This window comes from Roseococcus sp. SDR (assembly GCF_019083995.1).
Classification (GTDB): Bacteria; Pseudomonadota; Alphaproteobacteria; order Acetobacterales; family Acetobacteraceae; genus Roseococcus.
This window is the reverse complement of the sequence record NZ_JAHRCU010000003.1, coordinates 26,859-41,554: the sequence shown is the minus strand read 5'-3', so window position 1 is coordinate 41,554 and position 14,696 is coordinate 26,859. Positions and strand designations below refer to the sequence as shown.

Sequence of the window (14,696 nt, the reverse complement as noted above, 5' to 3'; positions counted from 1 at the left end):
GCAGGGCAGTATCCAGTTGGTCGAGGGCGCGACGTAGCACCAAGGGCGCCCCGCGCCTATTCCTCCGGCGCGCTTCCCGGGCCGGCGGGGGACCATTGCAGGTGCTGCCCGCCATCCAGGTGGATCACCTGCCCGGTGACGGAGGAGAGGCTGAGCAGCGCCATGGCGGCGGCGGCGATCTCCTCGGGCGAGGTGCCGCGTGCCAGCGGCACCGAGGCGCATTGCCGGTCGAACTGCGCCTGGCTCTGGCGCGGGCTCGGCATGGCCGGCCCGGGGCCGATGCCGACCACCCGGATGCGCGGCGCGAGCGCGAGGGCCATCTGCTGCGTCAGCGCCCAGAGCCCGGCCTTGCTCACCGTGTAGCTCACGAAATGCGGCGTCAGCGACATCACGCGCTGGTCCAGCATGTTGAGCACCACGCCATGCTGCGGGGCGGGCAGCGCCTTGGCGAAATCCTGCATGAGCCGGAAGGGGGCGCGCAGATTGGGCTCGATGTGCTGGTCCCAGCTGTCCCGCGTCGCGTCGTTCCATTCGTCACGCTCGAATGTGCTGGCATTGTTAACCAGCACGCCGATCTGGCCGAGCGCCGCGGTCGCGCGGGGCAGCAGGGTTGCCACCTCCGCCTCGCGCATCAGGTCCGCCCTCACCGTGGTCGCGGCCCGGCCGCGCGCGCGGATCTCGGCCGCCAGCGCCTCGGCCTCAGCGTCCGAGCTGTTGTAGTGGATCGCCACATCGAAGCCCGCATCGGCCAGCGCCAGGGAGATGGCGCGGCCGAGCCGCTTCGCGCCGCCCGTGACCAGGGCGCGGCGGGGGATGTCCTGGCGGATCGGAAGCAAGGGAGACCTCGTGCGGGGAAGAAGCGCCCCTCAACTGAGGGCCCCGGCCGGTTTCGGCAAGAGCATGGCCGCATAGCCCCCGCGCTCGATCCCTGCCACGGCCTCTGCCACTGCAGGATCGCACAGCGCCGCCAGCTCGCCCGCGTAGTCGTAGCCGGCGGCGCAGCCCGGGAACCCGCCGGCCAGAGCGGGGTGAAAGTAGAGCTCGGTCACGCCGCCGGGCAGGCGCGGCAGCACGGCCGTCAGCCGCGCCGCCGTGAAATGCCCGGACCAGGCGAGGCCCACCACCCGGTCCGGCGCGACCAGGTTCCAATTCAGCGCGCGCCGGCGCAGCGTGCCGCACCAGGGCTTGAGCGCCCATTCGGCCGGGCGTGGGCTCGCGGGGTCCACCGCGCGCACCAGGGCGCCCGGCTCCCAGGGCAGGCGGATGCAGCGCACCCCGGCGCCGGCGGCCGCCTGCATGAGCGCCGCCGCGATCAGCGGGTGCAGGTGGTAATGCTTGTGCGCGTTCACATGGTCGCAAGTGAGGCCGGTGGCCGTGAAGCGTTCGACCTGCGCCGCCACCTCGGCCGCCAGTTCCGCCTTGGCGGCGGGCGAGAGCGCCAGCAGCAGGCCCAACGCCGCCATGTCGTCCCGGAAGCGGCCATTCTTCTGCGTCAGCGCCGGGATCTGCGCGGCGGGCAGCACCGGCACGCCATCGGTGAGTGTCAGGTGCAGGCCCACGGCCAGGCCCGGATTGGCGCGGGCGACGCGCACACCCTCCTCGAAGCCGGCCTCGCCCACCATCAGGCTCGCGGCCGTCAGCACGCCCTCGCGATGGGCGCGCTCGATCGCGGCGTTGGTCTCGGGGGCCAGGCCCAGATCGTCGGCGGTGAGGATGAGGCGTTTCATGGCTCGCGGCCCGTTTCCACCATCCGGCCATCCGCGCCAAGCCGGTAGCGCTCCGCCCCCCAGACGACGCCGCCGCGCCGCAGCCCCGCGACCCAGACAGCGGCGGAAAGCAGGTCTCGCGCTGGCAGCCAGGCCCAGCGGCGCCAGCCGCCCGGCACGGCAAGCGCCGCATCCACGCCTTGGGCCAAAGCGAGCCGCGCCGCCAGTACCGCGCCCAGCCCCACCAGCGTGAGCGCGCCGGGCGCGATCGCCAACGCGAGGAGCGCCCAGGCCAGGGGGTGCGTCAGCGCCAGCCCGGCATAGCCGGCGGGGTTGAGAAGCCGCACGGTGCGCGCCCAACGAATTTCGTGATTCCAGAGAGATGTCAGATTTTTCTCGGACATGACGTGAGCCGGGATCACCGGGGAAACCACCACCTTCAGCCCCAGCGCCCGCACCGCCGCCCCCAGCGCATGGTCATCGGCCAGGAGCGGCAGCAGCGGCTCAAAGCCGCCGATCCGCCCCAGCGTCGGGCGCGAGAGCGCCATGGTCGCGCCATAGCAGCCATTCGCCTGGCCCATCGCCTCGCCGAGGGCCGCATTGGGCAGGAAGTGCCAGTCAATGCCGAGCGCGGCGAGGCGAGACCAGGCCGAGGCGTCGGCCGGTTCGCCGCGATAGAGGCAGGTGACGAGACCGACGCCAGGTTCCGCCAGCGGCGCCGTCACCGCCGTCAGCCAATGCGGCGGGCAGCGCATGTCGGCATCGCTCACCACCAGCGCCGGATGCTGCGCCCCGGCCGCGAGATGGACGAGCTGCGAGACCTTGCGGTTCGTCCCCAGCACGGCACCCCCGCTGATGATCCGTGCCGGGGTGTCGCTTACCGCCATCGCCGCCGCCGCCACGGGCAGCGCCGCATCGGCCGGGTCGGCCGCGCCGAAGAGCACCTCGTAGGGCGCCGCATGGCGCTGCGCCAGGCAGGCTGCGAGGTTCGCGTCCAGCCCGGGCTCGTTGCCGTGCAGCGGCTTCAGCAGGCTGGCGGGCAGGGCAGGGGCGGTCGGGGCCGGCGTGGCCGCCAGCCGCCGCAGCGCACGGCGCGCCAGCAGGGCCTGCGCCGCGCCCGCCAGCGCGACCAGAAGAAGCAGGAGGGCGAAATAGAACGTCACGCGCGCACTATCGCGCGGCCATCCCAGGGCGGGTAGAGTAGGGTGGTGAAGCGGATACTTCCCTTGGGCCTTTCCCTGGCCCTCCTGGCCGGCTGCGCCACCCAAGGCCCTCCCGGCAGCGACCCCGCCGACCCCTTCGAGGCGTCGAACCGCGCCGTGCTGGAATTCAACACCTCGCTCGATGAGAACATCATCCGCCCGGCGGCCGAGGCCTATCGTGACAATGTGCCCGCGCCCATGCGCACCGCGCTGCGCAACTTCCTGCGCAACCTGAACGAGCCGGTGGTGCTGGCGAATAACCTGCTGCAGGGCCGCATGCTGGATGCCGGCCACACGCTGATGCGCTTCTACATCAACTCGACGGCGGGCGGGCTCGGTCTCTTCGACGTGGCCACCGCCTCGGGCATCGAGCGGCGCACGGGCGATTTCGGCCAGACCCTGCATGCCTGGGGCGTGCCCGACGGCCCCTTCCTGATGCTCCCCATCTTTGGCCCGACCACGGTGCGCGACGCGGTGGGCGATGGCGTGGACGCGCTGGCGAGCCCCGTCGGCCTCGTCACCGGCGCCACCACCTCGGCCATGCTCTCGCAGATGCTGGGCGTGGGGCGTGGCGCGCTGGGCGGCCTCGACCTTCGTGCCGAGAATATCGAGACGCTGGACGCCCTGCGCAGCGAGAGCCTGGACTACTACGCCCGCCTGCGCAGCGTTGTGCGCCAGCGCCGCAATGCCGAACTCGGCCGCAGCAACGTGGAGGGCGAGGGGCTCTCCACCCTGGATGACCCAGGTGGCGCGCCCGCCGATCCCGCGCCCGCCGCGGCACCCGCGGCCCGCGTGCAGCACTCCATCACCGCCGTGGCGCCGCCCGCCGCCGCGACCACCGGCCCAACCCCGGCGCGCGGCGTGCCGGAGGGGGCTCGTCCCTAAAGCGCCCGGCTCAAACCCGCGAAGATCGCCCGCCGCATGCCGTATTGCGGCGCGCCCACGCCGATGCCCGTTCCATCCCGCAGCTGGTAGGAGCGGTCGGCCAGGTTCACCAGGTCCACCCGCGCGGTCCACACACCACCCTCGGGCGTCGTGAACTGCTGCGCGAGGCCCAGGTTCACCGTGGCATAGGGCGTTACCGACTCGCTGTTCGCGAAGCCGCGCCGCATGCCGCTGCCATAGACCAGCGTGCCCGAGAGCGTGCCTCCCTCCCAGCCGCGCCAGCTCACACCGGCCGAGCCGGTGACGAGCTGGTCATGATCCGTCCGCACGAACTTGCTCTCGACCTGCGCGAGCTCGGCCGCACTCCAGAAATACTGGTTGGAGACGAGGCCACGACCCACGGAGCGCGACAGCGTCAGGTTCGCATAGGCCAGCCACGGCCCCTCGCGGTAGCTCGTCGTCAGCTCCACGCCATAGACCCGGCCCTGGCGGTAGTTGTAGGGCGAGAAGATATAGGCGCTGCCGAACTGGCCGAGATCCTGCATGTCCTGCACGTCGCGGTAGAAGGCATCGGCACCCACCTGCCAGTTGGGCGCCAGCCGCTGGCGGATCGCGACGTTGTAGTAGTTGGCGCGCTCCGGCCGCGGCGCTGAGGCGATCGGCACCTCCGGCGCCAGCGTCGTATTGGCGTAGAGCGCGAGCGCGGGTGCGGTCAGCAGCTCGGAGGGCGGCGGCGTGAAGTAGCGCGCATAGCCGATGGAGAGCGTGGTCTCGGGGCTCGCCTGCCAGACCAGGTTGGCGCGCGGGCTCAGCTGGCTCGCTTCCACCTGCTGGCGCATCACGTCGAAGCGCGCGCCGAAGTTGAGGGTCAGCCCCTCGGCGAGGCGCCATTCATCCTGCGCGTAGATGCCATAGAGTTGGCCGTTGATGCGGCCGCGTTCCTGGATGGTGAAGGGCTGATCCAGCGCCACGCCATCCGCGCCGAGCGGCAGCACGGTCGAGTTGTTCACATTCTGCGTCACGTCGCGCGAGGCATAGAGCCCCATGCGGATGGTGTGGTTCGCCGCCACGCGCCAGACGCCGTCCACCTGCAGGCCCATCGAGGTGTTGCGCTTGCGCGTCTCGGCCGCCGCGCCGTTGAAGATCATCTCGCCCAGCACGTCCGGCAGGTAGTTGATGGAGGTCTGCCTGAGGAAGCCCGCGACCTGCAGGTCCCAGGTGTCGCGCGCATGCTGCACCGCCACCACGCCGAAGCTCGAGCGCTGCCATTGCCGCGCGCGCAGCGCGGCACTCTCGTAGAGGTCCTGCCCGAAGGCCGAGAATTGCGGCACCTGCCCCGGCACGGTCGGGATCTGATAGCGCGACTGGTTGGTGGCGCCGATCACGCTGATCCGCGTGAAGTCGTCCAGCTGATAGCCGAAATTCGCGATGCCGCGGATCTGCTGCGTGTCGTTGTTGATGGAGTCCCGCGCCGCCGTCGGGTTCTCGAAGCCGCGCTGGCTCTGCAGATAGTTGCCCGTCAGGAAATACTCGAAGGGCCCGATGGAGGAACCATAGGCCAGCGCCGGCTGGAATGTGCCGAAGCTGCCGCCATAGGCGCCGATGCTTCCGCCCGGATCGGTGATGCCCGAGCGCAAGGTCAACTCCACGATGCCCGCCGTGCGATAGCCGAACTGCGCCGGCAGCGCGCCCGTGAGCAGCGAGACGGAGCGCAGCGCGCGCGCATCGAACATCTGGCCGAAGCCGCTGATGGCTTCCGGCAGGGTCACGCCATTGATGCGGTATTGCAGGTTGCGGTGGTCGCCGCGCACATGCAGGTCGCCCTGCGCCTCCTGCACCACGCCCGGCGCCTGGAGCAGGATCTGGTTGAGCGAGGCCGCATTGCCCTGCGGCATGCGCTCGATCGTCTCGCGGTCCATGGTGGTGGTGCTGGCGCCGGTGCTGGCGGGGATGCTCTCCCGCGCCGTCACGTGCCGCGCGGAATTGACGACGACATCCTCGATCTCCGCCTCCACCGCCCAGGCCGCGCCCGGCAGGAGGAGCAGGAGGAACACCACCAACATCTGCACCACTCTTCACCTCTTCATCGGTAAAGCTGTAGATGTCTTCACAAAAACGTGTGAAATCAACAGCTTGCGATAGAGAAGCGGAAGTGGCGCACTTGCGCAACTTCGGACAATGCGTGGTTCTGCAAGCCCCGGGGCCGCAGCCCCGGGCGCAGCTCACGCGAGGATCTCGATCACGGTCTCGTGCAGCTGATCGAGCCGCGTCGTCTCGTGATCCGTCTCATTCGTGTCGGTGAGTTCGAGGTTGAGGAAATCCACGCTCGGCGCGGTGAAGAAGGGGCCCGCGTGCCAGGTGCCGGCATGAAGTGCCAACGCCACGTCACCGCCGATGCGGAAGACGCGGATCTCCTCCGGCATTGGCGCGTCGCCCGGTTCGGCGAGGCCGATGAACCACTCCTCGCCCTTCATGCTGGCGAGGCATTGCGTGACGCGCGCATGCCGCGTGATGCCGCGGATCAGCAGCGGGCGCTGCCGCAGCCGCATGATGTAGAGGCGCGGCGTTCCCTGCGTCAGGTCCAGCTCGGCATCTTCGGCGCCGAAGGGGTGCCCGTCCTCCGTCGGTTCGATCAGCGTGCCGAAGGGCGCGATGCTTTCGGGGGTCGCCATCCGGGGCATGGCGCGCAGGATGCGGGTCATCGCTCTCTCCTTCTCAAGCCGGGCTCAATGGGGGCGCAGCAGCGCGCCATTCAGCGCGAGCCGCAGGGTGGCCAGCGCGATGGCGCCGATGACGAGCGTGGACAGGCCGAGCATCCCAAGCCCGATCCACCAGGGCGCCACCTTGATGGTCGCGGCCGTGAAGGCGGCCAGCGGGAAGGTGAAGCCCCAATAGCCGAGGGTGAAGCCCGCCCCCAGCATGTGCCGCAGCACCAGCAGCAGCAGCGCGAAGGTGAAGGCCGCCAACCCGTAAAGCGCCAGGAAGGCCGGCAGCGGCCCGCCCAGCGCCTGGATGGCGAGCGCGCCCACCGCGCTCGGCGCGAGCAGGATGGCGAGCGAGGGGCGCAGCGGCGGCGGCAGCGGCGCCTCGAACAGCCGGCCCAGCAGCAGCGGCTGCAACGCCAGCCAGAGCAGCATGCCCACGCCGAAGAGCATCCAGCCCAGCGTCGCGAGGCCGAGCGGCACGCAGAAGATCGGCGCCAGCACATTGCCGACGAGCGGGATCATCAGGGGCGGCACCAGCATCGCCGCACTGCCTTCGCCCCGCAGCACGCGGGCCAACAGCGCAAGCCCGATGCCCAGGTGCAGCGTGATCGCCAGCAGCAGCAGGCCGCGCGCGAAGCCCGGCAGATAGGGCGTCAGCGCCGCCGCGCTCAGCATCATGCCGATGGAGGCCGCCCCCACGAAGCCGCAGCGCATCGGGTTGCGCCAATCGGCCAGCGCCGCCGCCGGGTGGCGCGCCGCGCGCAGCAGATGCGTGCCCAGGATCGTGACCCAGGCCAGCACCATCAGCGCCAGCACCACCTCGCTCACCGGCAGGGACCAGACCTCGCGCCAGGCGAGGCCGAGGCCGCCCAGGCCCAGCGGCACCGCCAGCAGCGGCAGCGGGAAATGCGCGAGGCTGCGGCTCTCCGCCGGCAGGTCCGAGACGGCCGCGTCAGTCAAAGCGGCTGGTATCCACCGTCACGCCATGATCCAGCGGCCCATGGCCCGTGCCGAAGCCGGGTGCCCGCAGGATGGCGGCGCGCACATAGGCGCGCGCCCGGCGCACCGCGGGTTCCAGCGCCAGCCCCTTGGCCAGCCCGGCGGCGACGGCCGAAGCCAGGGTGCAGCCCGTGCCATGGGTGTGGCGCGTGCTGATCCGCCGGTCCTCGTAGCGATGCACGCCGTCGCGCGTCACCAGCAGGTCCACCAGCGCCTCGCCCTCCATATGGCCGCCCTTCAGCAGCACGGCCTGGGCGCCCATCTCCAGCAGCGCCTGGGCCGCGGCGCGCATGCCGCCCTCATCCAGGATCTCGAGCCCCGTCAGCGCCTCGGCTTCCGGGATGTTGGGCGTCAGCACCACGGCGATGGGCAGCAGCCGCCGCTTCAGCGTCTCCACCGCGTCATCGGCCAGGAGCCGGCTGCCCGCGGTGGCCACCATCACCGGGTCCGCCACCACCGGCAGATCGGGCGCCAGCGCCGCGATCTCGTCGCACACCGCCTCGATGGTCGGGCTGTCATGCAGCATGCCGGTCTTGATCGCATCCGCGCCGAGGTCGTCCAGCACGGAGCGCATCTGCTGCCGGATGAAGCCGGGCTCGACGCCCACCACGCCCTGCACGCCCAGCGTGTTCTGCGCGGTCAGCGCCGTGATCGCCGTCATGGCGAAGCCGCCGAGTGCCGTCACCGCCTTGATGTCGGCCTGGATGCCCGCGCCGCCGCCCGAATCCGAGCCGGCGCAGATCAGCACGCGCCCCTTCATGCGGCGAGCTTCGCGCGGATCACGCCGCAGAGCGCATCAAGCGACTGGTTCAGCAATTCCTCCTCCTCCGCCTCGACCATGACGCGGATCACGGGCTCGGTCCCGCTCGCGCGGATCAGCACGCGGCCGCGCGAACCCAGCCGCTTCTCCTCCGCCGCGATCGCCTCCTGCACCGCCGGGTCCTTCAGCGGCGTCGTGCCGGAGAAGCGGATATTGACCAGCTTCTGCGGCAGGGTCACGAAGCGGCGGCACACCTCGCTCGCCGGCCGCTTCTCCTCCACCAGCACGGCCAGCACCTGCAGCGCGGCGACAAGCCCATCGCCCGTCGTGCCGAAATCGCTGATGATCATGTGGCCCGATTGCTCGCCGCCCAGATTGCAGCCGAGTTCGCGCATGCGCTCGCCCACATAGCGGTCGCCCACCGCCGTGCGGTGCAGCGCGATGTCGCGCGAGGTGAGGAAGCGCTCGAGGCCCATATTGCTCATCACGGTCGCGACCAGTCCGCCGCCCTTGAGCTTGCCCTCCCGCGCCCAGGAATCGGCGATGACGGCGAGGATCTGGTCGCCATCCACCACCGTGCCCTGCTCATCCACCAGCACCACGCGATCGGCATCGCCATCCAGCGCGATGCCGAGATCGGCCCGCCGCTCGCGCACCAGTTCGGCCAGCTGCTGCGGCGCCGTCGAGCCCACGCCGCGGTTGATGTTGAAGCCATCGGGCGCGACACCGACGCTCACCACCTCGGCCCCCAGCTCCCACAGCACGGTGGGGGCCACCTTGTAGGCCGCGCCATGCGCGCAATCCACGACGAGGCGCAGCCCCTCGAGCGTGAGGCCGCGCGGGAAGCTCTGCTTCGCCGCCTCGATATAGCGGCCCGGCGCATCCTCGAGACGGGACGCCCGGCCAAGCTTGGAGGCCGAGACGAGGGCCGAGGACAGATCGCCCGCCATCAGCGCCTCGATGTCGCCCTCCTGCTCGTCCGAGAGCTTGAGGCCATCGGGGCCGAAGAGCTTGATGCCATTGTCCTCATGCGGGTTGTGCGAGGCCGAGATCATCACGCCCAGATCCGCCCGCAGCGAGCGCGTCATCATCGCGATGGCGGGCGTGGGCAGCGGCCCCACCAGCACCACATCCATCCCGGCCGAGACGAAGCCCGCCGTCAGCGCCGGCTCCAGCATATAGCCCGAAAGCCGGGTGTCCTTGCCGATGACGACGCGGTGGCGATGCGTGCCGCGGTTGAAATACTTGCCCGCCGCCTGGCCCAGGCGCAGCGCCGTCATCGCGTCCATCGGCGCCTTGTTGGCCGTGCCCCGGATGCCATCCGTGCCGAAGAGCTTCTTGCGGGGCGGGGTGGTGTCCGGGCTCATGCGGGGTGCCTTGCGGGTGGTCATGCGCCGATTGCTACCGCCGCGCCCGGATGGACACAATCGCGGCGCCGCGCGACCCTTCCCCCATGAGCCCCGCCAGCACCCGCGCCGCCCGCGCTCGCGCCATGGAATTCTGCGCCCGCTTCGGCCTGCGCCTCCCCATCCTCCAGGCCCCCATGGCCAGCGCCTCGCCGGTGGCACTCGGCGTCGCCGTCGCCAATGGCGGCGGCATGGCGGGCCTCGGCGCCCTGCAGATGAGCCCGGCCGAGATCGCCGCCTGGGCCGAGGGCTTCCGCGCCGGCAGCAATGGCGCCTTCCAGGTGAACCTCTGGGCGCCCGACCCGCCGCCCATCCGCGATGCGGCGCGGGAGTAGGCCGCCCGCGCGGCGCTCGCCACGCTCGGCCCCGAGCCGCCGCCGCTGGGCGACGGCCCCTTCCTCCCCGATTTCGCCGCCCAATGCGAGGCGGTACTGGCCGCCCGCCCGCCCGTCGTCTCCACCATCATGGGCCTTTGGGAGCCCGGCTTCGTGGCGGAACTCAAGGCGCGCGGCATCCTCTGGATCTGCAACGCCACGACCCTCGCTGAGGCCCGCGCGGCCGAGGCCGCGGGCGCGGATGCCGTGATCGCCCAGGGGGCGGAGGCCGGCGGCCATCGCGGCTCCTTCACGCCCGAGGCGGCCGAAGCGCAGCTCATCGGCCTCTTCGCGCTCATCCCCCGCTTCGCCGATGCTTTGTCGGTCCCCGTGATCGCGGCGGGCGGCATCATGGATGGGCGGGGCATCGCGGCCGCACTCACGCTCGGCGCCAGCGCCGTGCAGCTCGGCACCGCCTATCTCCGCTGCCCCGAGACCGGCCTGGCGCCGGCCTGGGCCGATGGCCTGGCGAACGCCGCCCCCGAGGACACGGTCCTGACCCGCGCCTTCTCCGGCCGCCTCGCGCGCGGCCTGGCCAATGACGCGACCCGCGCCTTCGAGGCGACACCCCCCGCGCCCTATCCGCTGCAGCGCGTGCTGACCACGCCGATGCGCAACGCGGCGACCAAGGCGAGCGACCTCTCCCGGATGCAGGCCTGGGCCGGGCAGGGGGCGGCCATGGCCCGCGCCGAACCGGCGGCCGAGCTCACCCGCCGGCTCTGGGCGGAGGCGGAGGCGCTGCTGCCCTGAGGGCCGCCTCACGGCATGGCGAGCCTGACGCAGCGCGGGATGTGGCGCCTTCCGGTCGCGGCGCTGAAGAGCCGGATATAGGTGCGGCCCATCTTGCGCCACCAGCGGCGGAACCGGCGGGGCTCCGGATCTTCGAAGCGGCGTTTGAACAGCTCAACCAAGGTTTTGGACAAATCGGGATCGGGTAGCAGCCAGGGCGGCCCAGGCAGGGCTTCGAGAAGCTGCAACCGTCTCGCCAGGACAATGATGCGCAATCCGACCAGCTTCGCGGCCCTGCGCGCGCCCCGGAAGATCACGCGGCGGAGCTGCTGGAGCGGATGGCGCGGGCCGAGGTCATGCAGCGCCTCCAGCAGGTGTTCCCAGAACCCGCCATGGCTGAGCCGGCGGAAATGGCGCGAGACGGTGCCGGGGGGGCCGTAGCGTTCGGGGAGTTCGCGCCAGGGCGCGTCGGTGGAGAGCAGGAAGAGGATGGCGTTCATGCGCTCGCGCAGGTCCACCATCTTGCGCCCGGCATTGCTGGCCTTTTGCGCCAGGACATAGGGGCGCAAGGCGTCCCATTGTCGGTCTGAGAGGGCGGAGAAGGGGACGCGCTGTTGCATCCCAGGAAACTATACCTAATCAGGGTGAAAAGTCAAGGAAATCGGGGAGCCACGGGCTCCCCGAACCCCTGCGGCAACTTGGCGCTGGCAGGGGTGGGCGGTGTGTTGTTTCATGGGTTGGAACATGGGAGACGGCGCATGCGCTGGAGCCTTGCCTTGCTGGCGATGTGTTGCGCGGCTGGCCTCGCCTCGGCGCAGAACCGCCCTGCGCCCCCGCTGCGCGAAAACCTGGCCGAGCCCTTCCGTCCCGGCTGGGTGGTGGATCCGCGCAATGGCTGCTGGCTCTGGAACAGCAACCCCCAGCCGAACGAGACGGTCACCTGGAGCGGCGCCTGCCCGCGCGGCCCCGCCCAGGGGCAGGGGAGGGGCGAGTGGCGCAGCCAGGATGGCGGCGCGCCCGCCATGGTGAGCCAGTTCAGCGGCCAGATGCGCGAGGGCCGGCTGGATGGCCAGGCGACCGTCACCTGGCCCAGCGGCAACCGCTATGAGGGGGCCTGGATGGATGGCCGGCAGAACGGCCACGGCGTCTACCTCTGGGCCAATGGCGCCCGCTATGATGGCGAATGGCGCGACGGCCGTCGACAGGGCCACGGCGTGATGCTCTACCCCAATGGCGACCGATATGAGGGGCGCTGGCGCGATGGTCGCTTCCATGGCGAAGGCGTCTACGTCTGGGCCAATGGCAATCGCTACGAGGGCGAGTACCGCGACGACCGTGCCGATGGCCAGGGCGCCTATTTCATCGCGGCCGAGCAGCGCTGGTATCGCGGCGCCTGGTTCAGCGGCTGCCATCTCGGCCCCGCCGGCGCCCGCGCCTCGATCGCCAGGCCATTGTCGGATTGCCCGTAAACGGAGGAGGGGGTGCGGGGGAACGAGTTCCCCCGCTTCTCTTTTTCAAATCTCCAGCACCAAACTCTCCCCAAACCCCGGCACACGAAAATCCTGCGCCCCCCGCGCCGCCAGCAGCCGTCGCGCCGGTTCTTCCATGGGCTCCTGCGTCAGCTGGAACGTCCCGAAATGCATGGCGAGCGCGGTGCGGGCGCGCAGTTGCGCCTGCGCCTCCACCGCCTGTTCCGGCGTGACGTGCACGGCCTGCATGAACCACAGCGGCGCATAGGCGCCGATCGGGATGAGCGCCACGCCGAAGCCGCCAAAGGCGCGGCCGATCACGTCCAGATGCCCGCCCGCCGCCGTATCGCCGACAAACAGGAACCGCCCGCCGGCCAGGGCCTCCACGGCGAAGCCGCCCCAGAGCGCGAGCGCCCGGTCGCGAATGCCGCGCGCGGAAAAATGCCGCATCGGCACATAGGTGGCGCGGTGCCCGCCGGGGAGTTCGGCGGCCTCGCCCCAGTTCAGCTCGATGGCGCCGGGCACGCCGTTCTTCGCCAGGAACTCGGCGTGGCCGAGGCCGGTCAGCAGGCGCGGCTGGAACCGCGCATGCAGCGCGCGCAGGCTCGGCAAATCCATGTGGTCGTAATGGCCATGGCTGACCAGCACCGCGTCAATGCGCGGCAGGTCGTCCAGGGCGAGGGCCGGGGGCCGCACCCGCTTGGGCCCGAGCCAGGTGAAGGGGCTGCACCGCTCGGAGAAGATCGGGTCCGTCAGGAGGGTCGTCCCATCCGCCAGGCGGATCAGGAAACTCGCATGGCCGATGAAGGTGAAGGCGGCGTGGCCCTCCGGCACGCGCGCGGGCGGCGGCGGCTGGGGCGGGTTGCGAAGCCCCTGCGGCCAGCGCGGCCCCTTGCCCTCCCACATCATCCGCGCCACGCGAGAGAGCGGCTGCGCGGCGGGCGAGCCGTCCGGGTTCAGGAAACGGCCCTTCGCGTCGCGGATGGCAGGCGCGATGCTCACCACATGCTCTTCGCCGCGCGCTCCGGCCATTCGGCGTCATAGGTCGCACCGCCCACCTCGCCTTCGGTCATCGCGGCCAGGATCTGGCCGGGCGTGGGCAGGTCGGGCTTCGCATGCGGCTCCCACAGCCGGCTGCGGATCAGCGCGCGGGCGCATTGGAAATAGATCGTCTCGATGGAAATCACCGCCACGCTGCGCGGCCGCTTCCCCTCCATCACGAAGCTCTCGCAGAGCGCCGCATCCGCCGTGATCCGCGCCGTGCCGTTGATGCGCAGCGCATTGCCCGAGCCGGGGATCAGGAACATCAGCGCCACGCGCGGGTCGCGGATGATGTTCCGCAGGCTGTCGATCCGGTCATTGCCGCGCCGGTCGGGCAAGGCGAGCGTCCGCTCATCCAGGATGCGCACCAACTGCCCCGGCGCATCGCCGCGCGGCGAGCAATCGGCCCCCTCCGGCCCCACCGTCGCCAGCGCCAGGAAGGGCGCGGCTTCGATGATGCGCCGATATTCCGGCGTCACGCGCGGCGCTTCCTTCCGCGTCGAGGCCGGGCCCGGCACGCCATAGAGCGCGTGCAGCTCCTCCAGCGTGGCGAGGAACTTCACGCCTTCACGCCCAGCCGCCCGGCCATCTCCTGGATGAACTGCCAGGCCACGCGCCCCGAGCGCCCGCCCCGTGTGACCGACCATTCGACGGCCGCCGCATGCAGGTCTTCCTGGCTGATGGGCAGGCCCATCGCCCCCGCATAGCCGTCAATCATCGCGAAGAAGGTGTCCTGGTCGCAATTGTGGAAGCCGATCCAGAGGCCGAAGCGGTCGGAGAGCGAGACCTTCTCCTCCACCGCCTCGCCCGGATTGATGGCGGTGCTGCGCTCATTCTCGATCATGTCGCGCGGCATCAGGTGGCGGCGGTTGGAGGTGGCGTAGAACAGCACATTGGCGGGCCGCCCCTCGATGCCGCCATCCAGCACGCTCTTCAGCGCCTTGTAGTCGGCATCCTCCTTCTCGAAGGAGAGGTCATCGCAAAACACCAAGGCGCGCCGCTCCTGGTTCCGCAGATGGCCGAGCAGGTCGGGCAGGGTGCGGATATCCTCGCGATGGATCTCGATCAGCGCCAGGCTGCCCGGATGCAGCCGGTTCGCCTCGGCATGGGCGGCCTTCACGAGGGAGGATTTCCCCATGCCCCGCGCCCCCCAGAGCATGGCGTTGTTGGCCGGCAGCCCCCGGGCGAAGCGCAGCGTGTTCTCCAGGATGATCTCCTTCTGCCGGGCGACACCCTGCAGCAGGATGATGTCCACCCGGCTCACCTTCGGCACGGGCGAGAGCTGGTTGCGGCCCGGGTGCCAGACGAAGGCATCGGCGCCCTCGAGCGAGGGCGGCGGCGCCGGCGGCGGGGCCAGGCGTTCCAGGGCGGCGGCGATACGGGCGAGGAGGTCATGATCCATGGAAGGGCTTCAAGCGCC

General features: G+C 71.0%; 16 protein-coding genes. 4 read left to right on the top strand and 12 right to left on the bottom strand.

What is annotated here, in order from left to right; genetic code table 11:
• Window positions 1-56: 56 nt before the first annotated feature.
• Genes KTR66_RS04150 through hpnI form a run of 3 tightly spaced genes read right to left on the bottom strand, consistent with a single transcriptional unit; the run spans window position 57 to window position 2,869 of the window.
• A complete protein-coding gene (locus tag KTR66_RS04150) occupies window positions 57-836 on the bottom strand; it encodes an SDR family oxidoreductase (RefSeq protein WP_213610746.1) in 780 nt (259 codons plus the stop codon).
• 30 nt (window positions 837-866) lie between these two features.
• On the bottom strand, window positions 867-1,727 hold the full coding sequence (hpnK, locus tag KTR66_RS04145; RefSeq protein ID WP_213610744.1) for a hopanoid biosynthesis-associated protein HpnK: 861 nt from the start codon (window positions 1,725-1,727) through the stop codon (window positions 867-869).
• Window positions 1,724-2,869 (bottom strand): bacteriohopanetetrol glucosamine biosynthesis glycosyltransferase HpnI, encoded by a 1,146-nt coding sequence (gene hpnI, locus KTR66_RS04140; protein WP_213610742.1) that lies wholly within the window; start codon window positions 2,867-2,869, stop codon window positions 1,724-1,726. Before hpnI ends, hpnK begins: the two co-directional genes overlap by 4 nt.
• A 63-nt stretch (window positions 2,870-2,932) precedes the next feature.
• Here hpnI and KTR66_RS04135 point away from each other — a divergent pair, with 63 nt between their 5' ends.
• A complete protein-coding gene (locus KTR66_RS04135; RefSeq protein ID WP_213610740.1) occupies window positions 2,933-3,793 on the top strand; it encodes a VacJ family lipoprotein in 861 nt (286 codons plus the stop codon).
• Here KTR66_RS04135 and KTR66_RS04130 read toward each other — a convergent pair.
• The 5 genes from KTR66_RS04130 to glmM form a co-directional block, all read right to left on the bottom strand.
• On the bottom strand, window positions 3,790-5,856 hold the full coding sequence (locus tag KTR66_RS04130; protein ID WP_249731864.1) for a TonB-dependent receptor: 2,067 nt from the start codon (window positions 5,854-5,856) through the stop codon (window positions 3,790-3,792). The two genes, KTR66_RS04135 and KTR66_RS04130, sit on opposite strands and share 4 nt — an antisense overlap.
• Before the next feature lie 159 nt (window positions 5,857-6,015).
• Window positions 6,016-6,495, bottom strand: coding sequence for an ureidoglycolate lyase (locus KTR66_RS04125; RefSeq protein WP_213610736.1), 480 nt, complete (start codon window positions 6,493-6,495; stop codon window positions 6,016-6,018).
• A 24-nt stretch (window positions 6,496-6,519) separates the two neighbouring features.
• Window positions 6,520-7,458 carry a hypothetical protein gene (locus KTR66_RS04120; protein WP_213610734.1) on the bottom strand — a complete coding sequence of 313 codons (939 nt, stop codon included), beginning with the start codon at window positions 7,456-7,458 and terminating at the stop codon, window positions 6,520-6,522.
• Window positions 7,451-8,257, bottom strand: a complete 807-nt coding sequence (gene thiD, locus KTR66_RS04115; RefSeq protein ID WP_213610732.1) for a bifunctional hydroxymethylpyrimidine kinase/phosphomethylpyrimidine kinase — start codon at window positions 8,255-8,257, stop codon at window positions 7,451-7,453. Before thiD ends, KTR66_RS04120 begins: the two co-directional genes overlap by 8 nt.
• A complete protein-coding gene (glmM, locus tag KTR66_RS04110; protein ID WP_213611325.1) occupies window positions 8,254-9,624 on the bottom strand; it encodes a phosphoglucosamine mutase in 1,371 nt (456 codons plus the stop codon). Before glmM ends, thiD begins: the two co-directional genes overlap by 4 nt.
• Before the next feature lie 86 nt (window positions 9,625-9,710).
• Between glmM and KTR66_RS04105 the strand changes: the two genes are divergently transcribed.
• Both KTR66_RS04105 and KTR66_RS04100 read left to right on the top strand, forming a co-directional pair.
• The gene (locus KTR66_RS04105; RefSeq protein ID WP_213610730.1) at window positions 9,711-9,998 is read left to right on the top strand and encodes a hypothetical protein; all 288 of its coding nucleotides are present in this window, start codon (window positions 9,711-9,713) and stop codon (window positions 9,996-9,998) included.
• A gap of 45 nt (window positions 9,999-10,043) precedes the next feature.
• Complete coding sequence (locus KTR66_RS04100; RefSeq protein ID WP_213611323.1) at window positions 10,044-10,787, top strand: nitronate monooxygenase family protein; 744 nt, start codon at window positions 10,044-10,046, stop codon at window positions 10,785-10,787.
• An 8-nt stretch (window positions 10,788-10,795) separates the two neighbouring features.
• Here the strand turns inward: KTR66_RS04100 and KTR66_RS04095 are convergent, their stop codons facing one another.
• Window positions 10,796-11,386: a transposase gene (locus KTR66_RS04095; RefSeq protein ID WP_213610728.1), complete on the bottom strand. Its 591-nt coding sequence runs from the start codon at window positions 11,384-11,386 to the stop codon at window positions 10,796-10,798.
• 138 nt (window positions 11,387-11,524) lie between these two features.
• Between KTR66_RS04095 and KTR66_RS04090 the strand changes: the two genes are divergently transcribed.
• Complete coding sequence (locus KTR66_RS04090) at window positions 11,525-12,235, top strand: MORN repeat-containing protein (protein ID WP_213610726.1); 711 nt, start codon at window positions 11,525-11,527, stop codon at window positions 12,233-12,235.
• Between the two features lie 45 nt (window positions 12,236-12,280).
• Here KTR66_RS04090 and KTR66_RS04085 read toward each other — a convergent pair whose 3' ends face one another.
• The 3 genes from KTR66_RS04085 to KTR66_RS04075 are packed head-to-tail and all read right to left on the bottom strand — an operon-like array spanning window position 12,281 to window position 14,678.
• Window positions 12,281-13,237 (bottom strand): MBL fold metallo-hydrolase, encoded by a 957-nt coding sequence (locus KTR66_RS04085; protein ID WP_371819017.1) that lies wholly within the window; start codon window positions 13,235-13,237, stop codon window positions 12,281-12,283.
• Complete coding sequence (locus KTR66_RS04080) at window positions 13,234-13,839, bottom strand: pyridoxamine 5'-phosphate oxidase family protein (RefSeq protein ID WP_213610724.1); 606 nt, start codon at window positions 13,837-13,839, stop codon at window positions 13,234-13,236. The genes KTR66_RS04085 and KTR66_RS04080 overlap by 4 nt, the downstream gene beginning before the upstream one ends.
• On the bottom strand, window positions 13,836-14,678 hold the full coding sequence (locus KTR66_RS04075) for an ATP-binding protein (protein WP_213610723.1): 843 nt from the start codon (window positions 14,676-14,678) through the stop codon (window positions 13,836-13,838). Before KTR66_RS04075 ends, KTR66_RS04080 begins: the two co-directional genes overlap by 4 nt.
• Window positions 14,679-14,696: the final 18 nt, after the last annotated feature.